Origin of the sequence: Micromonospora sp. NPDC005305, from assembly GCF_040607315.1 — a bacterium.
Lineage (GTDB): Bacteria > Actinomycetota > Actinomycetes > Mycobacteriales > Micromonosporaceae > Micromonospora.
On the sequence record NZ_JBEXGL010000005.1, the window covers coordinates 1 to 22491 of the forward strand.

Here is a 22491-nt window from a genome sequence, read left to right on the forward strand (position 1 = left end):
CAAAGGCACAAGGCCAGTCAGACGAAGGGTCACGCCTACCGCTGCCAGCTATCAGCTCATCACTGCTGAACCGACCCCACCAGCCTCACAGTCAGTCGAGGACTCCGAGCCGTCGAGCCAGAGCAACCAGTGAGGCGCTGGGCCTGCGCCGCTGCTGGCGAATCCAGGTGACGGCGAGTTGGCGGCTGAGGAAATGGTGACGGACCTGCTCCGGCGCCATGTGCTCGGCATCGAGGAGGACTGCCTGGGCGTCGTCGAGTCGATTGCGGGCGCTGTAGGCGCGGGCGACTTCGAGCGCATGCCGTACCCGACGTTCGATCGGCAGGCCCGAGGTGTCGACGGTTGGGCCGATCTCGACGGCCACCTGGATGTCGCCGAGTTCGGCGGCGGCGGCAACCCGGTGGATGGCGACGTTGGTGGGACCGAACGCGGTCCAGAGGTGGTTCGCGTCGGTCCCCAGCCGGGCGGCAGCCTGACCCGCTTCGGCGAGAAATGCCCGGGTGGTGGCGGCGTCGCCAGCTCTGGCGGCAGCCATCGAGCCGGACAGGTGGAGCGTGCCGTAGACGGAGAGTAGAGCCGGCGTGGGGTGTCTGAGGTGAGGCGTCAGATGGTCGGCGGCGTGTTCGGTGAGGCGTACCGCCTCCGCATGACGGCCGATCGCGAGGAGCGCGTGACCGACCGAGCGGACCAGGGAACCAACGACAACAGGGTCGCCAGTGGCGTGGACGGCGGCCAGGCCACGATCGGCGGCGATCCACGCCAGGTCCCTTTCCCCGAGCTTTGTCAGCTGAGTCGCTGCCAGCTGGTACGCGAGGCCGAGCACTCGGCGGGCCCGATCCTGCTCGGCGCCATCGTAATGGTCGACAGCGGCTTGGCTGCGCTGGAGAAGATCCGGCAGACGGGCGGTGACATAACGGAATCGTGAGTCCTGATAGGCGCTCCATAGCCGGCTCAATTCCTGCCAGAGCAGCGGGGCGTTCAGCGGTCGCGCCGCAACGGTGTCGGGAAGCGGAGCAAGGACGCGATAGTTCAGGAGGGCGGCACGAAGCGCCTGAACATTGCCGATGCCGCCGCTTCCGGTCCTGTCCACGAGCGACGGTTCACCGAGCAGGTCGCCGAGGGAGACGTCCAGCACCTCAGCCAGCGACTTGATGACGGAAAGCCGGTCCAGCTCGATGCGATTATTTTCGATCTTGCCCAGCCAGTCGGCCGTGCGGCCGATCAGCCCGGCCAGCACTTCCTGGGACAGGCCGCGCCGTCGCCGGTACCAGGCTACGCGTTCGCCGGTTGTCAGAGTGTCGATCCGTCCGCGCACGTCGTCACCTTCCCCGACCGACAGCCCGTGACCCCGGAAGGATTTTCCGGGACGTCGGACGGCGGCGCTACAGCATGTGTTCATGGTGCAGCCCAAGGTGACGGACCGGGGTAGGTCGGACCGGCGCGTGTCGTATGAGGAGTATCTGCTCGCCGTCGCGCTCACCCTCGCGCATCGACATCGGTCGGTGTGGTGCTGGCGCAGGTGGCGGCGGGTCTGTCGCTGCGGTTCCGAACTGCCCTGTCACGCCCGTCACCGCATCCCGATCAATCGCTGGCACTGGCCTGGCGAGGCATGAGATGAGCGACGATCAGGACCCGTGGACCATCCGCCCGCGCGAGTGGGCGGAATGGAATCGGCCGGGCCAGGTGTCGCGAGTGACCATGCATGAGCCCGTGTTGCCGATCTGGAGCTGTGGTGCTTGTGCCGGGCCGTGGCCGTGCGCGACGCGCCGTCAGCAGTTGAGGGCCGAGTTCCGCGGCGCGTCCGTGTCGCTCGCCCTCTACCTCGGTGCGCAGCTCGTCCGCGCCTCCGCCGATCTGCACTGGTTGCCGCCCGGTGTACTGCACCGGCGGTTTCTCGGGTGGGTGCGGTGAGCATCCTCCGCGCCGGGGACGCGAAGTTCCACTACAGCGACGGGTCGCACCGGTGGATCCCGCCGGACCCGGACTACGACCAGGAGGTCTGGGACGAGCAGGTTCGGCAACACCTGCACCGGCACCTGCGCAACGAGCGTCCGAAGGTGCGGGTCCGCCGCGTCGTCGTTGGCTGACCGGCGCGTCGGCCACGACCGGGGGAGGGGTCGCAGGGTCGGAACGGCGTCCGCGGTCTGGTGGGTGTCTGCCATGATCGGGGCGATGACGACCGGCCAGTCACCCAGACGCCGCGACCGGCGCCGGGCGGTGCGCGTCGGGCTCGCGGTCGGCGCGGCCGCAGCCCTTCTCGCCGTCGCCGTGGTCGTCGTGCCGCTGCTGCTGCCGCCGGGCCCACGCCCGCCGTTCCAGCTTCCCGTGCCCTGCGGGGAAACCTGGCGGCTGGGCACCTACCCCGGCCACGACGACTATGACGTCGACCTGTTCCCGACGGCCGGCGAGGCGTGGGGGCGGCCGGTGCTCGCGTCCCACGATGGCACGGTCACCGTGGCGGGGATCAACGGGTCGCTGGGTGGGCGTACCCCGGACAACCCGAAGGGTCCGCGCGGCCGTGGCGGAGGGTACTGGGTGAAGATCGACCACGGCGGCAAGTGGGAGACGCAGTACCTGCACCTGCTCGAACCGCCGCTGGTCCGGGCCGGACAGAAAGTCGTCCGCGGCGAGCAGCTCGGGCGGGTGGGCAGCACCGGCAACTCCGGTGCGCCGCACCTGCACTACGAGCAGCACCGGGGCTGGGAGAAGGTCGAGACCTGGTTCGACGGCTCACCCTCGGGCATCACCCAGGACGACACCGAGTACAGCGTCACGCTGACGAGCAACAACTGTCCCGCCGGCGGGCGGTGACAATCGCTGTCCGGACCGCCTTCCGCGCCGCCGCGCCCAGCCTCGACGTGCCGGTGCCGACCTGCCCCGACTGGACGCTGCGGGACCACGCCGGAGAGGACCTGGCTCCGCTGATCGCTGGTTTCCGGGCGCTCGTGGCTCGCCGGCTGATCCCGCCCGACGGCCGGTCCCGCGGGTGCGGGGCCGGCCGTGCCGGGTCGGCGTCAGGGGACGATGACCAGGTTGGCCATGTCGACGACGGGCCGGTAGCCGAGGTTGGCGTAGATCCGGTTCGAGGTCGGGTTGGCCTGGTCGGTGAAGAGGCACACCCGGGCGCCCTCGGCCCGCAGCAGCCCGGAGACCTCGGCCACGGAGTTGCTGGCCCATCCGTGCCCGCGCTGCTCTGGCGGGGTGTAGACCGGGCCGATGCGCGCGACGCCGAACGACGGCGGGTTGGCGGCGGTGAGGTGCACCCTCCGGCCCGCCGCGTCGGTCCAGAACCACAGCCGTCCCGCGCGGATCCGGCGCAGCAGCTCGGCGCGGTCGGGGGTCTCGTGCGCGCTGACCCCGCGCGGGCGGCCCGCCTGCTCGTCGGCGTCGGCCATGAACGCCTCGAACCACTCGACGGCCAGGTCGACGTCGTCCTCGGTGGCGACCGTCAACGCGCCGGGGACCCGCGCCGGTTCCACCAGGTCGCCGAGTTCGTGCAGCCGGGTGTGCTGGGCGACCTCGACGCGGCCGCCACCGAGCCGGGTCACCTCGGCGGCGCACCGCCGCGCCGCCGGAAGCGCGCCGTTGACGGCGCGCACCTCCTCCCCGCGCTCGTGCCACACCCGGGCCAGCGCCACGGCCGCCTCGTCGGGCATCGGCAGCAGGAACGGCGGGCGCGGCGCGAAGGGCGCCGTCCGCATCCCGGCGCCCACGACCTCGCCGGAGGCGTCCCGGACCACCAGCCACCAGTCGTCCGCGGGCGGCGCGACCCCGTCGGCCCGCCCGGCCAGCTGCCGGTGCGCGACGGTGGCCACGACCGTGCCGACCACGGGGTCCGCCGCCAGGTGCTCGCCGGCCGCGGCGAGGAACTCGGCCGGGTCGGTGTGGAAGTGCAGGGTCGGGGCGTCGCTCATCCGCGCACGGTAGCCCGCCGCCGGGGCGCGGTCGTAGCGGATTTCCGCCGGGTGCCCGAGCCGCCGCCGACCGACGCGGCGGGGTACGTCCCGCCGGTGGTCAGGGGGCGATGCGCAGCCGGCGGATGTGGGTGTCGTCGTAGTCCTCGAAGCGGAACCGCAGGCCGGCGAACGGGCTGCCGGGGAAGTCGCCGGTGATGGTGGCGGTCACCACGGTGCCCGCCGGGGTGTCCTCGACGTCGGTGATCTCGTAGGAGACCAGCGGGGTCTCGCGGCGCCACTCGCGGATCTCCGCGATGCCCCGGTGGGCCCTCCCCTCGTCCTCGACCATGGCGTCGTCGGCGAAGAGGGCGAAGTACCCGTCCCTGTCCGGCTGGCCGGCGAGCGCGAAGTAGCGGCGGATGATGGCGGGTGCGGTGTCCATGCGGTGCTCCTTGCGGCGGATGGGGTGGTCAGACGGTCGGGATGGTGCCGCCGTCGATGACGTGTTCGGCGCCGACGATCGCCGAGGCACGGTCCGAGACGAGGAAGGCGACCAGGTCGGCGACCTCGGCCGGGTACGCGGGACGGCCCAGCGGGATGCCGCCGAGGCTGTCCATCAGTTGGCCGAGGGCGGCGTCGCGGTCGACACCGGACGCGGCCGCCAGCCGGTCGATCAGCCCGTCGGCCGCCGAGGTCTGGATGAACCCGGGCGCCACGCTGTTGACCCGGATGCCGTGCGGGGCGAGTTCGTTGGCGAGGCCCTTGCTGTAGGTGGTCAGCGCGGACTTCGCGGCGGCGTACGCCAGGGTGGCCTCGTGCAGCGGCTTGCGCCGCTGGATCGACGAGACGTGCACGATCGCGCCCCGCCGCGCCTCGATCATCGCGGGGACGAGCCGGCGGTCCAGCCGGACCGCTCCGAGCAGGTTGAGGTTCAGCTCCTCCAGCCAGGTCGCCTCGTCCAGGGCGGCGAACCCGCCGCCGGGTGCGTGCGAGCCGCCCACCACGTGCACCAGGATGTCCACGCCGCCGGCCGCCGAGAGCCGGTCGGCGACGGCCTCCGCGCCGTCGACCGTCGCCGTGTCGGCGGTGATGAACAGATCGGGGTACGGGTGGGCCGGTGGCAGGTTCCGGGCGGTCACGAAGACCGTCGCCCCCGCCTCGCGCAGCCGCTCGGCGATCGCCCAACCGGCCCCCTTCGTGCCGCCGGTCACCAGCGCGCGCCGGCCGGCGAGCGAGTCCCGGTCGGACAGGGGCGGTGCCATGTGTCTCCTCTCCTCGGGCAGCGCGGGACGGACGCGCGGCGGCGTCGTATCGTGTAACTGCTGAATTGAAAGTAAGTCGCTTCGACTCCAGCATGCTGACCAGCCGGCTCCGGACCCTCACCGCCAACGGCCTGCTGGAGCGCCGCCGCTACCAGACCCGCCCGGACCGGTACGAGTACGTCCTCACCGAGCTGGGCCGCAGCCTGCGGCCGGTGATCGTCGCGCCCGCTACGAGGGCGTCACGCCGGAGCGGCAGCGGGGCTAGGGACCCCCGCCGGGATCAGGACCCGGGGCCGAGCAGCAGGGCGGCCACGGTGGCCGCGGTGGCCAGCACGGCGAGCGCGGCGCTGGTGGCCACGAACCGGCCCAGCGTCACGGACACCCCGGCGGCCCGGCAGCGCTCGTACCAGATCAGCGTCGCCAGCGAGGCCCACGGCGTGGCGAGCGGGCCGACGTTGGTGCCGACCAGCAGCGCGAGCAGTTGGGTGTGCCGGTCGGCGGGGATGACCGCCTCGCCGGCCACGTACGCGGGCAGGTTGTTGACCACGTTGGCGAAGAGCGCGCCGACGCCGCCGGCCCGCAGCGCGCCCTCCGCGCCCGGGTCGGCGCCGATCAGCGTGCCCATCACGGTGTCCAGGCCGTGCCGGCCGATGGTCTGTACCACCAGGAACAGCCCGGTCACGAAGACCAGCAGCCGCCACGGCACCAGCGCGAGCCGCAGGCTGCCCCGGGCGCGCACCGCGAACCCGGCGACCAGGATCGCGGCGGCCACCCCGGAGGCGAGTCCGATCTCGACCCCGGCGAGGATCCCGGCGACGAAGAGCAGGCAGGCCGCGAGCGCGGTGCGGTAGAGCGCCCGGTCCGGCGGCACGTGCGGCGGCGGCGGGACGAACGGGTCGGCGCCCGCGCGGGCCGGCCGCCAGTACCACCACCACAGCAGCAGCATGGTGATCACGATGGCGACCAGCTGCGGCCACCACATCCGGGCCGCCCAGGGCACCGGCTCCAGGTCGATCCGGTCGCTGGCCAGGATGTTGGTCAGGTTGGACACCGGCAGCAGCAGGCTCGCCGTGTTGGCCAGCCACACCGTGGTCATCGCCAGCGGGGTCGGCGACACTCCCAGCTTGCGGGCCAGGGCGATCATCACCGGGGTGAGCAGGACGGCCGTGGTGTCCAGGTTGAGCGCGATGGTGGTCACCGAGGCGAACCCGACGCAGAGCCAGAACAGCGCCCGGTAGCTGCCCCGGGCCGTGATCGCCACCCGGGCGGCGAGCGCGTCGAACACCCCGGCCACCGCGGTCAGCTCGGCCAGCACCACCACCGTGCCGATGAAGATCAGGATGGGCGCGATCCGGCGTACGGTCGCCTCGGCGTCGGCGCGGGGGAGCAGTCCGGTGAGGACGCACACGACGCCCACGACGGCCAGGCCCAGCGCGATCCAGTCCAGGACGTGCAGCCGCCCCCAGCGGGATCGGTCCGGCGCGGCGGACGGCGGCTCGCCCACGGTCTCCACGAGGCATGATCCTCGCACACCCCCGCCCGGCCGGACCGGCCCGACGCGACCGGCCGGCGGCTGCCGAGGGTATCCACGGATTGACTGTCGGTGGCCATAATGACCATGTGGCTGTAGGCGCGCACCCGACCCGGTCCGACCGCCCCATCGACTTCTTCATCAGCTATTCGCCGGCCGACGAGCGCTGGGCGACCTGGCTGGCGTGGGAGTTCGAGGCGGCCGGCTACCGCACCCTGCTCCAGGCATGGGACTTTGTGGCCGGCACCAACTTCATCGACTTCATGGACCGCGGGGTCCGCGAGGCCGAGGTGGTCGTGGCGGTGCTGTCCGAACGTTACCTGCACTCCACCTACGGCAAGCTCGAATGGCAGGCGGCGCTGCGCGCCGACCCGGACGGCACCGGCAACAAGCTGGTCACCGTGCGGGTCGAGGACTGCCCGATCGACGGCCTGCTCGCCACCATCACCTACGTCGACCTGGTCGGGGTGAGCGATCCGGCGCAGGCGCGGGGCCGGGTGCTCGACCGGATCCGGGAGGCGCTCGACGGCCGGGCCAAGCCGATGCGGCAGCCCGCCTTCCCGCACCACCTCGACGACCCGGCCGGGGTGCTCGCCGCGCCCGCCACCGGCGCGCCCGCGCCGCGCCGCGCCCGGCGTACCCCGATCAACCCGCCGCCCTTCCCGCCGGCCGCGGCGGCCGCGCCGACGGCGCGCGGCACCCTGAGCGTGCTCCAGGTCGCCGGGCCGCGCTTCGGCCGCGGGGTGATCGAGCCGGGCGCCCCGGTCACCCCGGGCGAGCTCCAGGAACACCTGATGGGCGACCTCACCCTGCTGATGAACGACGGGGTGCCCCGGCCGGACCTGCTGGTGGTGGCCGGCAACCTGACCGAGTCGGGCAGTCCCCGGGAGTTCTCCGACGCGCTGAGCTTCCTCACCGGGCTGCGGGTGCTGCTCGGCCTGGAGCCGCACCGGCTCGTCGTGGTGCCCGGCCCGCGTGACGTCACCATGGCCGCCAGCCGCGCCTACTTCGCCACCTGCGAGGCCGACGACGTCGACCCGCAGCCGCCCTACTGGCCGAAATGGCGGCACTACGCGCGTCTCTTCGACGAGCTCTACCAGGGCCTCGAGGACCGCATCTTCGACAGCGAGCAGCCGTGGACCCTGTTCCCGGTGCCCGACCTGCGGGTGGTGGTGGCCGGGCTGAACTCCACCGTGGCCATCACCCACCGCGAGGAGGACCGGTACGGCTTCCTCGGCGAGGCCCAGTCCACCTGGTTCGCCCAGCGGCTGCGTCACTACCAGCAGTCCGGGTGGCTGCGGCTCGGCGCCATGGCGCACGCCCCCGGCCCGCGCACCCCGTACGCGGACGAGGTGGCCGTGTCCGACGGGGTGTCGCTGCGCGACCGCGGCTCGTTCAACCGGCTGGTCGGTCCGATGCTCAACCTGCTGCTCGCCGACGCCGCGCCCGGCCCCCGGGTCGACCCGGTGGTGCCGCTGGCCACCGCCTCCCGGGACGGCCGGGCCCAGGTGCTGCGGCTCGGCGCCGACGGGATGACCCGCTGGGTGCTGGGCCGCGACGACCGGCACGACGTGGGCGAGCCGACCCGGCTGAGCTGGCCGCGTGCCGACGCGACCTTCGGCGCGGCGGGCCCGGCCCAGGTGCCCGACCCCCGGCTGCCCACCGTGGTGGAGGGGCCCACCCAGGGCTTCGCCGAGGACCCGCCCGCGTCACCGGCCGTGCCCGCGCCCGCCCCGCTGGAGCGCCTGCTCGACCGGCTCGCCGAGGTCTGCGAGGCGCGCCACGACCGGGTGGTGGTCCGTCGCGTCGAGGCCGACCCGCCGCACCTCTACGTCACCTACCGGGCGGACGGGGTGGTCCGGCAGCAGCGGGTCGGGGCGCACGTGGGCACCCCGTCCCCGGCCGACGTCGACGGTTTCGCCCGGCGGGTGCACGCCACCGACCCGGACATCCCCTCCGAGCTGGTCTACGACGGCGACCGGGTGCCGCGCGGGCTGGCCGAGGCGGCGCAGCGGCGCGGCGTGCGGCTGCTGCACCTGACCGAGTTCCAGGGCCTGCTCGACCTGCGCGACTACGTCGCGGCGCAGACCGCCCGGCTGCAGGCCGACCGGCTCTACCCGCCGGGCCAGTACGTTCCGCAGCGCTACCGGCACCTGGTGGGCGCCGACCAGCGGGTCCGCGAGGACGTGGTGGACGAGCTGCTGGAGCTGATCTCCGCGCCGGACGGCCGGTTCGTGCTGGTGCTCGGCGACTTCGGCCGGGGCAAGACCTTCGCGCTGCGCGAGGTGGCCCGCCGGCTGCCCACGGCCGCCCCCGACCTGATTCCGATCCTGGTGGAGCTGCGCGCGCTGGACAAGGCGCACTCGGTCGACGGGCTCGTGGCCGCGCACCTGGCCAACCACGGCGAGCAGGTCATCGACCTCAAGGCGTTCCGCTACATGCTCCGCCAGGGCCGGATCGTGCTGCTCTTCGACGGTTTCGACGAGCTGGTCGCCCGGGTGACCTACGACCGGGCGGCCGACCACCTGGAGACGCTGCTCCAGGCGGCCGAGGGCCACGCGAAGATCGTGGTGAGCAGCCGGACCCAGCACTTCAAGACCAACTCGCAGGTGCTGACCGCGCTGGGGGAGCGGGTGGGCCTGCTGCCGCACCGCCGGGTGGTGGCCATCGAGGACTTCACCCCCGGCCAGATCGAGACCTTCCTGCGAAACCGCTACGGCGGCGACGAGCGGGCCGCCCGCGAGCGCCTGGACCTGCTGGCCGGGGTGAAGGACCTGCTCGGCCTCTCCCGCAACCCGCGGATGCTCGGCTTCATCGCCAACCTCGACGAGGGGCGGCTGGCCGCGGTCGCGGGCGCGGGCGGCACGTTCAGCGCCGCCGCGCTCTACCGGGAGATCCTGGAGTCCTGGCTGGACTTCGAGGAGCGGCGCACCCAGGGCATCCCGGGCGCGCCCGTGAGCCTGCGCCGGCCCGAGCTGTGGCACGCGGTGAGCCGGCTGGCCTTCCAGCTCTGGGAGAGCGGCGAGTCCTACCTGCGGCTGGCCGAGCTGGCCGAGGCCGCCGGTCAGCTCGCCGGGCTGGCCGACTCCCGGCTGTCCGGGCCGCAGGCCATCCACGCGGTGGGCGCCGGCAGCCTGCTGGTCCGCACCGACGACGGGCTGTTCGGGTTCATCCACACCTCGGTGATGGAGTGGCTGGTCGCCGAGGGCGTCGCCGCGCAGCTCAACCGGGGCGAGGAGCCGGCCGCGCTGGCGGTGCGCCCGCTGTCCGCGCTGACCGTGGAGTTCCTCGGCGACCTCGCCGACCCGGCCCGCTGCACCGCCTGGACCGCCCGGGTGCTGGGCGACGAGGCGGCCGGCGAGACGGTCCGGGCCAACGCCCTGCGGCTCAGCGCCCGGCTGCGGCTGCCCGACCGGGCCGACCTGCGCGGCGCGGTGCTGCGCGGCGAGGACCTGTCCCACCGGGAGCTCGCCGGGGCGGACCTGACCGGCGCCGACCTCACCGACACCCGGCTGGTCGCCACCAACCTCACCGAGGCGCGGCTGGAGCACGCCCGGCTGCGCGGCGCCCGCCTGGACCAGGCCCGCCTCGCCGGGGCCGACCTGCGCGACGCGGAGCTGGCCGGCGCCCGGCTGTTCCGCGCCGACCTGCGTGGCGCCCGGATCAGCGGCAGCAGCTGGCACCGGACGGCGCTGATCGACGTGAGCGCCGACGCGGCGCTGCTGCGCGCGCCGGAGCTGCGCGGTGCCGTGGTCGCCCCGGGCCGGCCGGTCGCGCCGGGCCTGGCCCCGCCCGCCGTGGGCGTGGCGTACGGCTTCGAGGTGGGCCGGCTGCCGGTGCCGGTGGCGTACAGCCCGGACGGGTCGGTGCTCGCGGTGGGCAGCGACGACGGTGGTGTGCTCATCTGCGACACGGCGGCCGGGCTGCCGGTGCGTACCCTCCAGGGCCACCGGGGCCGGGTCTACGCGGTCCGCTTCGACGCCGCCTCGCACCAGCTCGTGACCGGTGCGGCCGACCTCACCGTCCGGTTCTGGGACGCCGACCACGGCGACGTGCGGCACGTCATCGAGGACGTCTTCGACGGCTGGGTGTGGCCGCTGCTCACCGACGGCGCGCGGGGCCGGCTGGTGGTCGGCGACGCGGCCGGCGTGGTCCGGCTCTACGACACCCGGACGGCCCGGCTGCGGCAGGAGTGGCCCGGCCACGCCGCGCCGATCTGGGGCACCTCGTTCAGCCCGGACGGCCGGCGGGTCGTGGTGGTCGACAGCGCCGGCGTGGTGCGGGGCTGGGACATCCCCTCCGGCCGGCTCGCCTTCGAGGTGCGCGAGCCGGAGGTGGTCTACCGGGTGGTGCACAGCCCGGACGGCCGGCTGCTGGCCGCGGTCGGCCAGCACGGCCGGGTGTGGATCCGCCGGGCCACCGACGGTGAGCTGCTGCGCCAGCCGCGCGGCCACGAGGCCGACGTGTACGCCCTCGACATCCACCCGGACGGCACCCTGATGGCGACCGGCGACACCCACGGCGCGCTGCGGCTCTGGGAGCTGGAGACCGGCCGCCCGGTCCGGGTGCTCGGCCGGCAGCGCGGCGCGATCTACAGCGTCCGGTTCAACCGCGACGGCAGCGTCCTGGCCACCGCCGCCAGCGACGGGGCGATCCAGCTCTGGGACAGCGCCGACGGCCAGCTGCGGCACGAGCTGACCCGGCACCGCGGCTCGGTCTGGCCGGTGGTCTGGCGGCCCGACCAGGCCCAGGTGGCGACCAGCAGCAACGACGGCACCACCCGGCTGTGGGACGTGCGCTCCGGGCAGCTCCAACACACCCTGCGCGGGCACGGCCGGCGGGTCACGGCGCTGTCCTTCCGGGACGACGGCGAGGTCCTGGCGGCCTGCGGCAACGACGGCGTGGTCCGGCTCTGGGAGCCGCGCACCGGCCGGCTGGTCCGGCAGCTCGCCAGCCCGGCCGACCGGCTGCTGTCGGCCGTCTTCTGCCCGGGTGAGTCGCTGGTCGCCGCGCCGAGCGGCGACGGCGGCGTGCACCTGTGGAACACCGACACCGGCCTCGACGAGCGGGAACTCAACGTGGACACCGACCACGTATGGGCGACCGCGTTCAGCCCCGACGGCGACGCCCTCGCCACCGCCAACGACGACGACACCGTACGGCTGTGGTACCGGCGTACCGGCCGGCACTTCGCCACCCTCACCCCACACCGGGGCCGGGTGCGCGCCATGGAGTTCAGCCCGGACGGCGAGACCATCGCCACCGGCTGCGACGACCAGCTCGTCCGGCTCTGGGACGCGGCCACCGCGACCTGCCGGCTCACCCTCGAACACCACACCGACCGGGTCTACGCGGTGTCCTTCAACACCGACGGGACGCTGATCGCCAGCGCCAGCAACGACGGCGTCGCCGTGGTCTGGGACGCGCTCACCGGTGAACGGCGCACGGTGCTCACCGAGCACACCGGCCGGCTCTGGTCCTGCGCGTTCAGCCCCAGCGGCAACCTGCTCGCCACGGCCGGCGACGACCTGGTCATCCGGCTCTGGGACCCGGGCACCGGCCGGCTGCACGGCACCCTGGCGGCACACACCCGGCGGGTCTGGTCGGTGGCGTTCAGCCCGGACAGCAGCCTGCTGGCCAGCGCGGGCGACGACGGCACCGTGCGACTGTGGGACGTCGCCGACCCGGAGCACGCCCAGCTGCGGGCCACCCTGATCGGGCTGCCCGACGGCTGGGCGGCGGTGAGCCCGGACGGCCGGTACAAGCTGGACGGCGACCCGGGCGGCCAGTTCTGGCACGTCATCGGCACCTGCCGGTTCGAGGTGGGCGAGCTGGACCCGTACCTGACCCAGGTGCGGCGGCTCTCCGTGGACGCCCCGTTCTGACCTCCGGCGGCGGCACGACGTGACCGTCACCAGCGTCGGCGCGGGTCGTTTCGTTACACGATCCGGCGGGTTCTGGCTGACCGATCAGTCCGGTCCGGACGTGCGGCGTGGCCAGGCGAACCGATCAGTTTGACGCTGTGTCACGATCTCGACACAGAAGTTGTAAGTCTCCTCGGCGATCGATGTGCTGGCGCGGGACCAGCGCCGTCGGTGACGGCCATCGAGGAAGAGGTGGCTCATGGTGGCTCTACGGCGGCTGCTCGCCGGCCTGACCGCGGCGGTGGTGACCGCGGCGCTCGCCCTCGTGTGGACGGCGGCGCCGGCCCACGCGGACGAGGCGTGGGAAAGCGCGCTCAAGACCCTGATGTCCCGCACGGCCACCTGGGCCGAGGGCGGCCTGTCCCGGGTCGGCCTGCTCGGCCAGCCGTTGCCGCTGCTCGGCGTGAGCCCGGGCGCGCTCGTGGACACCGACAAGCTCGCCCGCACGGCGTCCGACGCCCTGGCTGACGACCTGACCAGGGACGATGTGGACCTCGGCGGCGGGACCCGGTTGACCAGCACGGTCACCACCAGCGGCGGCGACCACCTGCTCGACGTGCTGGTGACCACCAAGCGGCAGGTCACCGCGAAGGACCTGGCGGTCGGCGGGGTGACGGTCGCCAAGGCGGTCGACGTCACCGGCTGGGCGACCCTGCACCTGCGGGCCCGGCACACCGCCGCGGGGGAGACCTACCTGGTCCGCGACGGGGACACCCCGCGCCTCGACGTCGACGCCGCGGCGACCCTCCGCGCCGACCTGGACCAGGCCACCGCCTCGGTCGGCATCCTCGGCGTCACGCTCACCGCCGGCAGCACCCTCGCGGCGCGTACCCATGTCAAGGTCAGCGTGACCGACCCCAACGGCGACGGCCGGCTCGCCTTCGACACCGGCGCCGGCGCCGGGACCGGTGAGCTGGGCGCGGCCGGCTCCCTCGGCGGGCTCGTCCAGGTCGCCCTGGACAACTCCGGCGGCGGCCGGATCTCCGACACCGAGAGCGAGCCCGGCCCCGGCTCCGTGCACGGCCAGGTGAACCTCGGCGCGGCCACCGCCGGCGCCCCGTTCGACCTGCCCGCCGTCGCCGCCACCGTGAAGGTCGACTGGAACGACATCAGCGTGGGCAGCCCGACCGTCACCACCACCGGGCTCGACGAGACCATCGCCAAGTTCCGGAACATGAGCCCGCTGGACCTGGCCTCCGGGCTGGCCCAGCTCGCCACCCTGCTCGGCGGCGTGCAGCAGAGCGGGCCGGCCGGCAACCTGAGCCTGCCCTTCCTGCGCGGCACCTTCGCCGACGCCGTGAAGGTCAACGAGAAGCTCACGGGGTTCCTCACGAAGTACGTGCACCCCAAGCCGGACGACCCGGGGTTCGACCCGGCCACCGACGACCCGGCCAAGGCCGGCCAGCCGAAGTTCAGCTCGATCCAGCAGCTCGTGGCGCTGCTCGCCGCCGAGGGGCTGCCGGTCGACAACCTGTCCTTCGCCGGAGAGAAGCTGGTCTTCCGGGTGAAGCTGGAGCGGGAGTCCACGGTGGCGGTGCCGCTGGATCCCGGCGCCGCCTCGGTCTCCGGCCGCGGCGCCACCTTCACGGCCAAGGGCTTCAGCGTCGACAGCAACCGCTTCACCCCCGGCGAGCTGGTCGGCCAGCGGGTCGTGGCGGGCACCTCGGCCGGCACCATCGCGGCCAACACCGCCACCACGGTCACCCTGGCCGAGAACTGGATCGGCGGCCAGCCCGGCCCGGACAGCGTCTGGGTGATCAGCGGCTCCAGCCCCAACATCGGCGCGGTCGAGCTCGCCGGCACGCTCACCAAGCCGGCCGGCGGCGACAAGAAGGTCGGCCTCCGGGCCGCCAACGCCCAGGCCAGCTTCGCCACCGTGAAGCCCCGCTACAGCGCGGCGGTCACCCTCGTCCTCGACCTGCGCGACGACCTCGGCAGCCCGGAGGCCAACGCGGACCGGGTGCTGCTGCGCACCGACCCCGCCACGCCGCTGTTCGCCGCCGACTTCCCGATCGCCACCGGGGTCGACTTCTTCGCCACCGCCGGCTTCCTCAAGGTCAAGCTCGGCGGTGACCTCACCGTCGGCCCGGCCGCGAGCGGGCAGCGGATGCTCCAGGTCAGCTTCAAGCAGGCGCAGGACGTCAGCCTCGGCGAGCTGTTCCGCCGGTTGCAGTCCGAGCCGGGCAACCTGCTCGCCGTCTCCTCCTCGGTGAAGACCACCGGCCGGGTCACGGTCAGCGTGCCGGGCGCCACGGGCGCCCTCGGCCAGGGCGTCGGCGTGGACGTCAGCTGGAAGGCCGGCGAGCAGCCGGTGGTGGACACCAGCAGCCTCGACGGGATCCTCGCCGTCGACTTCAACCCGGACGACCCGAAGGCCCTCTTCGCGGTCGTGGTCGAGGCGCTGCGGCTGGTCAACGCCGCGCTCACCGAGCCCGGTGGCGGCAGCGGACCGCTGAACACCCAGATCCCGCTGCTCGGCCGCTCGGCCCGGGAACTGCTCGGCGTGGACGAGAGCGGCGCCGGCAAGGGCGTCACGTTCACCGCCGACGGGGCGAACCTCCTGCTCAAGGACGCCAACCGCAGCGGGGACGCGGCCTTCGACCCGCGGCTGGCCGGGCGCACCCTGGTGATCGGCAGCAAGGCGTACCGGGTGCTGGACCGGGTGGACGGCGAGACCCTGCGGGTCGACGCGGCCGGCACGCCGAAGCCGGAGAACGGCACGGCGTACGCGCTGCGGCCCGAGCTGGCCGACGCGCTGGACAAGCTGCTCGCCGCGCCCCCGGACACCCTCCAGGACGCCCTCGACCAGCTCAACAAGGCGATCGGCGCGGACAGCGGGATCCAGTTCACGCTCGACGAGCGGGCCGGCGGCCCGTACCTGCGGGTCGGCCTGGACTGGAAGCGCAACGTCCGCACGGCCGGGCCGCTCGCCTTCGCCTGGGACGGTGCCCGCGACCTGGTCAGCCTCGACAGCTCGGGCACCTTCGCCCTCGACGTCGACGCCCGCGCGCAGCTCGGCCTGCTGCTGCCGCTGAAGCTCAACGCGGCGCCCCTGCTCGACAAGAGCTCCTCCGCCAAGGTGACGGTGAAGGGCGGGGTGGACGACGCGGCGCTGGCCGCCCGGGTCGGTCCGCTCGCCCTCGACCTCGGCAAGGACCCCGACTTCGCCAGCGTCAAGGCCGACCTCAGCGTGGGCCTGGGCGGGCTCGCGGCCGACGGGCCGGTCACCGACCTGCTCGGCCTGACCCCGACGTTCACCACCGCCGGCGTGGACTGCGGCGGCGGGATCGGCAGCGCGACCACGCCGATCTGCGCCCGCGCGCCGCTGTTCGTCGACAACTGCGAACCCGCAGACGCCACCAACCTGCTCACCTTCACCATGGGCCTGGACCTCGCGCCGCACGCGCAGACCCCGGACCTCACCTCCTGCTTCGCCAACCTGTCGCTCAAGCTCACCGACTTCAACGTGGGCATCGACGGCTACCTGGCCAAGGTGGAGGACGCGCTCCGGCTGGCCAGCTTCGACGGGAAGCTGCCCCTGGTCGGCGACGACCTGCAACAGGGCCAGAAGTTCGTGGCCAAGCTGCGCGCGGACGTCAAGGCCGCCATCGGCCCGGTGCTGGCGAACGCCACGCTGGACAGCGCCGGTGTGCAGAGCGGGCTCAACGACGTGCTGGCCGACCTCGACCCCGGCGTGAGCGCGGTGGTCGGCTGCCGCAGCGGGGTGGCCACCCCCTGCCAGCCGGAGGACTTCCAGTCCATCCGGATCAAGCTGACCGCCTCGCGGGGCGCGCCCTCGGCCGCGGACGGCTGCACGAACGCGAGCGACAGCGACACCTGCCTGGGCGCCAACGTCCCGCTCGACCTGGGCATCCCCGGCCTGTCGCTGAAGGCGAAGAAGGGCGCCCCCGACGGTATCCAGGCCAAGCTGGGCTGGAAGCTGCACCTGGACCTGGTCCTCGACCGGGACGAGGGCTTCTACGTCCCCACCCACGACGGGGACACCGCGCCCGAGGTGCAGATCGGCGCCGCCTTCGACATGACCGGCGACCTGGCCGCCCAGCTCGCCTTCATCCAGGTGAACGCCACCAAGCAGGGCACCACGCCGCTGGTGCGGGCGTACTTCGGGGTCGACCTGAAGGGCTCGGCGGGGGAGAAGAGCTGCTTCGACCCGGCCGTGGCCGCGGACTGCGCGGCCGACCCGGACGCGAAGCTCACGCTCGCCGAGTTCGCCGACCTGGGCTCCCTGCTCGCCACCGACCTCACCGCCCAGGTGAACATCGACTGGAAGCTGGCGGCGGCGGTCAACACCGGCGACGAGGTGGGCTCCGCGTTGCCCGGCGTCAGCGCCCGGTTCGGCCTGAGGTGGGGCCTGGAGCACAAGCAGGGCGGGCTGAGCGCCACCGGCGGCGGGGTCACCACCCCGCTCCAGGTGACGTTCACCGACATCGCGCTGGACGCCGGCGCCTTCTTCAGCAAGATCCTCAAGCCGGTGGTGGAGAAGCTCAAGGCGGTCACCGGCCCGCTCCAGCCGGTCATCGACACCCTGTACGCGCCCATCCCGGTGCTGTCGGACCTGTCGAAGGCCACCGGCGGACCGGACGTCACCCTGGTCTGGCTCGCCAAGACGTTCAGCACCCTCACCGGCGGCCCGAAGCTCGACTTCGTCGACACCGTCCGCGCGGTGATCACCTTTGTGAACCGGATACCCGACTGCGACGCCGGCTGCTCGATCCCGCTCGGCCAGTTCCTGGTCGACCCGGCCAAGGCGCTCACCACCGAGGCCTCGCCGGCGTCGGCGGAGAGCCTGATCAAGCGGGACGACCCGTTCACCAGCGCGAAGACCGCCAACGAGGTGAAGTCCGCGGTGGACACCGCCGCCGGGGACGACGGCGAGAAGCTGTTCGCGGCGGGCGCCGACGGGAAGTCCAACGCCCAGAAGACCGGCTTCAGCTTCCCGATCTTCGACAACCCCGGCTCGCTGTTCGGGCTGCTCATGGGGCAGGACGTCGAGCTGGTCAGCTTCGACTCCGGTCCGCTGTCGCTCGGGTTCAGCTGGCGGCAGTCCTTCGGCCCGGTCTACGCCCCGCCGCCGGTGCTGGTCACCCTCTCCGGCAGCGCCTCGGTGACCGCCCGGTTCATCGCCGGGCTGGACACCGCGGGCATCCGGCACGCCGTGGAGGCCGCCACCGACGGCACCGACCTCGACGCGGTCAGCCTCCTCGACGGCCTCTACTTCAAGACCGCCGACAGCACCGGCAAGGCCGTCCCGGTGGTCACCCTGCGCGGCGAGATCGCCGCGGGGGCCGAGGTCAGCGTGCTCATCGTCAAGGCGGGCATCGAGGGCGGCATCCGGCTGACCGTCGGGTTCAGCTGGAACGACCCGAACAACGACGGGAAGTTCCGCACCAGCGAGTTCCTCCAGGCGCTGCTCGTGAACCCGGTCTGCCTCTTCACCACCAGCGGGCAGCTCTCGGTGTTCCTCAAGGTCTACATCACCATCGACCTGTTCCTGTTCTCCAAGACCTTCGACTTCACGCTGGTCGACGCCACCCTGCTCGACTTCCGCGCGCAACCCGACTGCACACCGAAGCCACCCGAGCTGGGCGGCACGGTCGGGGACACGCTGGTCGTCTTCGCCGGCAAGTTCGGCACGAAGGACCAGCGCGGGGACAAGGCGTGGGACAACGGCGCCGGCACCTATTCCGGTGACGTGGTGAAGGTGTACGCCGTGCACTTCGCCGACGGCGACGCCGACTTCGACGGCTTCGCGGTGGAGGCGCTCGGGCGCAAGCAGGAGTTCCTCGACCCGAACCTGACGCGGGTGGTCGTCGACGGACGGGGTTACCAGGTGGCCGACGCGGACAAGGTCTCCCTGTCGGTGCTGCTGCTCGGCGACGGTGACACCGGCGGCGACGGCACGAAGACCTCCGCGTTCGACAAGGCGGCCATCGTCCTCGGCTCCGACGGCCGGGACCAGATCCGGACCGGCACCGGCCCGGCCTGGGTGGACGGCCGCGGCGGCGACGACGTGATCGTCACCGCCGAGGCGGCCGGCCAGGTCAGCCGGGTGGCCGGCGGCGCCGGCCGGGACACCGTCACCACCGGCGACGGCAACGACGTGGTGGCCGGCGACAGCGACCTCGGCGCCGTGGACCGGCCCGGCACGACCACCGTGCACACCTCGGTCGGGGACAAGAGCCTCACCGGTCTGGTCGACTGGACCAGGCTCAAGGACCCGACCGAGGAGACCGCTGGCGCGGACGACCACGTCACCGTCGGGCACGGCGCCAGCAGGGTCTACGGCAACGGCGGCGACGACGTCGTGGGCGTGGTCCTCGACGACCGGCCGAACGGGACGAACCTGATCATCGGCGGCCCCGGCGCGGACATCCTCAACGGCGGCAAGGCCGACGACACCATCCACACCGCCGGCAGCACCGTCCCGGCCGACCCGGACGCGGCCGGCAGCGGCGACGCCGGGCTGACCAACCGGGTCGACACCGGCTCCGGCCAGGACACCGTGCACGGCAGCGCCGGCGCCGACCTGGTCGTGTCCCACTCGGCCAACGGCCAGACGGGCCACGTGTACGGCTACGGCGGCGACGACGTGCTGGTCGGCGGCTACGGCACCGACGAGCTGTTCGGCGGCCCGGACGAGGACTACGTGATCGCCGAGCCGTCCAGCGTGGGCGACCCGGACGGCACCGACGGGTACGGCCCGGCCCGGCAGGTCGTCCACCAGCCGCTGCCGGCCGGCACCCAGTCGCAGGCCAAGCTGCTCGTCGGTGGCCTGGGCAGCGACCACGTGGTCGGCGGCGACGGCGGGGCGACCGTCTTCGGCGACCGGCGACTGACCGCCGAGACCTGCGCCGACGCCACCCTCGCCGGCGACCAGCCGGCCCCCACCGACCAGGGCTCGGCCGACCTCATCCTCGGCGGCGCCGGGGTCGAGGTGGTCACCGCCGGCAGCGGCGACGACCGCGGCGACCTCGGCGGCGGCGACGACCGGGCCTGCGGCCAGCTCGGCGACGACACCCTGCACCTGGGCGGCGGCGCCGACCGGGCCTGGGGCGGTCCGGGCGTCGACCAGCTGCACGGCGACGACGGAATCGACCTGCTCTTCGGCAACACCGGCGACGACGGCCTCTACGGCGGCACCGGTGTGGACACCGCCGAGGGCGACGAGGGCGACGACCAGGTCCTCGGCGGCCCGGAGGACGACGTGCTCTACGGCGGCGGACGGGTGGCCGGCGTGGCCGACGGCCGGGACTTCGTCTACGGCGAGGAGGGCGCCGACCGGATCGTCGGGGACAACGGCACCCCGCGGATCGGCGACGTCGGGCCGTACCCGCTGGACCTGGCCGGGGACGTGCCGGCGGCCGGCGCCGGGGACGTGCTCTCCGGTGGCCCGGAGGGTGACGTCGCCTACGGCGGGCTCGGCAACGACCGGGTCGACGGTGACGGCGGGGACGACCAGTTGGAGGGCAACAACGGCGCCGACCTGGTCCACGGTGGCCTCGGCAAGGACGAGATCGTCGGCGGCTCCGCCCAGGAGCCCGTCGCCGGCACCGGCCGCCCGGACACCGGGGACCAGCTCTTCGGCGACGGCGACGCCGACCTGATCGCCGGGGACAACGCCCGGTTCACGCCGGCCACCGCCGACGCGACCCGGGTCACCCAGGCCCGCGCCGTGCCGGCGCGCAAGGTCACCCTGCTCGACCTCGGGTTCACCCCGGCGGCCGGCACCGGCGGCGGTGACCTGATCTCCGGTGGCGACGCCGACGACGTGATCTTCGGCCAGGGCGGCCCGGACCGGCTGCACGCCGACGCGGGCGCGGACTTCGCCGAGGGTGGCCCCGGCTCCGACTGGGTCGAGGGCGACGCCGGCGACGACGACCTGGTCGGCGGCTCCAGCACCGCGTACGACGGAAGTGGAGCGACCACGACGGGCCAGCCGGACACCGCGGACGCCGTCTTCGGCGGACCCGGGTCCGACGCGGTCATCGGGGACAACGGCGCGGTGCTCCGCCCGCTGCCCGGCGAGCAGCCCACGGCCGTGACGGTCCGGCTCGGGGCGGACGGCAACCCGTTCGGCCCACGGATCGTGGTGCTGCTGGACCGGGCGGCGCTCAGCCCCAGCCGGTTCGGCGCGGACCGGATCAGCGGCGGCGACGGCGTCGACACCCTCTGGGGACAGGACGGCGACGAGGCCATGACCGGCGACGGCGACGGCGACTACCTGGAGGGCAACGGCGGCGCCGACGCGCTGCGCGGCGACACCGCCCTCGGCGCGGCGGGCCGGACCACCGTCACCCCGCTGCCCGACCCGGGCTGGCCGGGCGACCCGGCGGCCCCGGCCGACCTGGTCGGGCCCGGCGCACCCGCCGGGCAGGACGACCTGATCGGCGGCAGCGCGGCCGCCGGGTTCCGGGACACCGGGGACGTGGTCGAGGGCAACGGCGCCGACGACGTGCTCCTCGGCGACAACGGCTCGCTGCTGCGCACGGTGACCACAGCGGGCGGCACGGCGGCGGAGCGGGTCTACACCGAGCGGTACCCGACCGGCGCGGTGCCGGCCGACGCCACGGCGGCCCGGACGCACGACCCGGCGCTGCCCGGCCCGTCCACCCGGTTCTGCACCACCGCCCAGGCCACCTGCGAGCCGGCCGGCGCCTACGGCAACGACCAGCTCTACGGGGACGCCGGCAACGACGGCGCCTGGGGTCAGGACGGCGACGACCAGATCCGGGGCGGCGCGGGCGACGACGACCTCTTCGGCGAGCTGGGCGCGGACACCCTCTCCGGCGAGGACGGCCGCGACGCCATCCTCGGTGACCGGGGCGGCGTGGTGAACCAGTTCCTCAACGCCGACGACGTGGCGGCGCTGGGCTTCACCGTGACGCTGTCGTCGGTGCCGCAGGAGACGTACACCGGGTTCCGGGCCGGCGGCTACGACCGCCGGGTGGACCTGCTGCACGACACCGACGGGGACGCCTGGATCGGCGGCGCCACCTCGGCGCCCATGCCGCACGCCGGCCTCACCGCCGGGGCGGCCGACCTCATCCGGGGCGGGGCCGGCGCGGACAACATCCACGGCGGCTTCGGCGACGACGTGGCCAACGGCGACAGCGGCGGCGACGAGGTGTTCGGCGGAGAGGGCGCGGACGTGCTCTGGGGCGGCCGGGGCTGCGACCCGGTGCTCGACGCGTCGAACCCGCAGTGCCTGGTGAACGGCGTGTTCAGCGCCGCCGCCCGGGGCCAGCAGGACCAGTACGTCGACCACCTGTTCGGCGGCGCCGGGGCGACCGGCGGCCCGGCGGTCGCCGCGGTGCTCGGGTCCGACCTGCTCGACTTCCGGCCGCGCGGCTCCTACCCGGACAACTGCGCGGCGGGCGCCTGGCCGGTGGACCTGGCCGCCGGCACGGTCGACCCGTGCCGCTGGTTCGAGGCGACCAACCTGGACAACGACGTCCTCGCCGACAACCAGCACCACCACGGCACCGACTGGATCTACGGCGGCTGGGACCGGGACGTGCTCCAGGGCGACGTGACGCAGAACGGGCCGAACAACGGCGACCGGCTGCTCGACTGGAACGGCGCCTACAACCTGTTCACCCACTGCAACTCGGCGTACGGCGGGTTCAACGACGTCCGCCAGCACAGCCCGGCCATGCAGAACTTCCTCGGGCAGGTGGCCTGGGCGACCGGCGCCGGTCGCGGCGCGAGCGACGTGACCACGGCCGGCACGTCGGCGTTCCTGGAGCTGGCCCTGACCTACCCGCGGGACAACCGGGACCACGGGGCCGGTCCGGCGTTCCCCGGCACGCCGGGGCACTTCGACACACCGTCCTGCACCGACTGAGCGACGCGTCCGG

The 22491-nt window shown here is 73.9% G+C and carries 10 protein-coding genes and 1 pseudogene; 6 read left to right on the forward strand and 5 right to left on the reverse strand.

All coding sequences use genetic code 11. The features are described from left to right. Positions 1–91 precede the first annotated feature (91 nt). A complete protein-coding gene (locus ABZS80_RS10305; protein ID WP_355055434.1) occupies positions 92–1315 on the reverse strand; it encodes a helix-turn-helix transcriptional regulator in 1224 nt (407 codons plus the stop codon). A gap of 299 nt (positions 1316–1614) precedes the next feature. On the opposite strand from ABZS80_RS10305, the gene ABZS80_RS10310 reads away from it, so the two are divergent. The 3 genes from ABZS80_RS10310 to ABZS80_RS10320 all read left to right on the forward strand — a co-directional run bounded on the left by ABZS80_RS10310 (position 1615) and on the right by ABZS80_RS10320 (position 2811). After that, positions 1615–1911: a hypothetical protein gene (locus ABZS80_RS10310; protein ID WP_355055435.1), complete on the forward strand. Its 297-nt coding sequence runs from the start codon at positions 1615–1617 to the stop codon at positions 1909–1911. Continuing rightward, entirely contained in the window at positions 1908–2087 is a 180-nt protein-coding gene (locus ABZS80_RS10315; RefSeq protein WP_355055436.1) for a hypothetical protein, read from the forward strand. Before ABZS80_RS10310 ends, ABZS80_RS10315 begins: the two co-directional genes overlap by 4 nt. 85 nt (positions 2088–2172) lie before the next feature. Continuing rightward, the gene (locus tag ABZS80_RS10320) at positions 2173–2811 is read left to right on the forward strand and encodes a M23 family metallopeptidase (RefSeq protein WP_355055437.1); all 639 of its coding nucleotides are present in this window, start codon (positions 2173–2175) and stop codon (positions 2809–2811) included. 203 nt (positions 2812–3014) lie between these two features. On the opposite strand, the gene ABZS80_RS10325 is transcribed toward ABZS80_RS10320, so the two are convergent. From ABZS80_RS10325 to ABZS80_RS10335, 3 genes are all read right to left on the reverse strand, one after another. Beyond that, entirely contained in the window at positions 3015–3914 is a 900-nt protein-coding gene (locus tag ABZS80_RS10325; protein ID WP_355055438.1) for a GNAT family N-acetyltransferase, read from the reverse strand. A gap of 100 nt (positions 3915–4014) precedes the next feature. After that, positions 4015–4338: a nuclear transport factor 2 family protein gene (locus ABZS80_RS10330; RefSeq protein WP_355055439.1), complete on the reverse strand. Its 324-nt coding sequence runs from the start codon at positions 4336–4338 to the stop codon at positions 4015–4017. A gap of 28 nt (positions 4339–4366) precedes the next feature. Then, on the reverse strand, positions 4367–5158 hold the full coding sequence (locus ABZS80_RS10335) for an SDR family oxidoreductase (RefSeq protein WP_355055440.1): 792 nt from the start codon (positions 5156–5158) through the stop codon (positions 4367–4369). A gap of 92 nt (positions 5159–5250) precedes the next feature. Between ABZS80_RS10335 and ABZS80_RS10340 the strand changes: the two are divergent. Continuing rightward, positions 5251–5370: pseudogene (locus tag ABZS80_RS10340) on the forward strand (winged helix-turn-helix transcriptional regulator); the annotation flags it as partial. Between the two features lie 68 nt (positions 5371–5438). Here the strand turns inward: ABZS80_RS10340 and ABZS80_RS10345 are convergent. Next, positions 5439–6671 (reverse strand): SLC13 family permease, encoded by a 1233-nt coding sequence (locus ABZS80_RS10345; protein WP_355055441.1) that lies wholly within the window; start codon positions 6669–6671, stop codon positions 5439–5441. 107 nt (positions 6672–6778) lie between these two features. Between ABZS80_RS10345 and ABZS80_RS10350 the strand changes: the two genes are divergently transcribed. Further along, positions 6779–12574, forward strand: coding sequence for a TIR domain-containing protein (locus tag ABZS80_RS10350; RefSeq protein ID WP_355055442.1), 5796 nt, complete (start codon positions 6779–6781; stop codon positions 12572–12574). Positions 12575–12812: 238 nt separating this feature from the next. Beyond that, on the forward strand, positions 12813–22478 hold the full coding sequence (locus ABZS80_RS10355; RefSeq protein WP_355055443.1) for a hypothetical protein: 9666 nt from the start codon (positions 12813–12815) through the stop codon (positions 22476–22478). The last annotated feature ends 13 nt before the right edge of the window (positions 22479–22491 follow it).

Excerpts from the sequence above, each read along its gene's own strand:
- ABZS80_RS10310 (WP_355055435.1), top strand. The coding sequence starts at position 1,615 with ATGAGCGACGATCAGGACCCGTGGACCATCCGCCCGCGCGAGTGGGCG.
- ABZS80_RS10320 (WP_355055437.1), top strand. The coding sequence starts at position 2,173 with ATGACGACCGGCCAGTCACCCAGACGCCGCGACCGGCGCCGGGCGGTG.
- ABZS80_RS10325 (WP_355055438.1), bottom strand. The coding sequence starts at position 3,914 with ATGAGCGACGCCCCGACCCTGCACTTCCACACCGACCCGGCCGAGTTC.
- ABZS80_RS10330 (WP_355055439.1), bottom strand. The coding sequence starts at position 4,338 with ATGGACACCGCACCCGCCATCATCCGCCGCTACTTCGCGCTCGCCGGC.
- ABZS80_RS10335 (WP_355055440.1), bottom strand. The coding sequence starts at position 5,158 with ATGGCACCGCCCCTGTCCGACCGGGACTCGCTCGCCGGCCGGCGCGCG.
- ABZS80_RS10355 (WP_355055443.1), top strand. The coding sequence starts at position 12,813 with ATGGTGGCTCTACGGCGGCTGCTCGCCGGCCTGACCGCGGCGGTGGTG.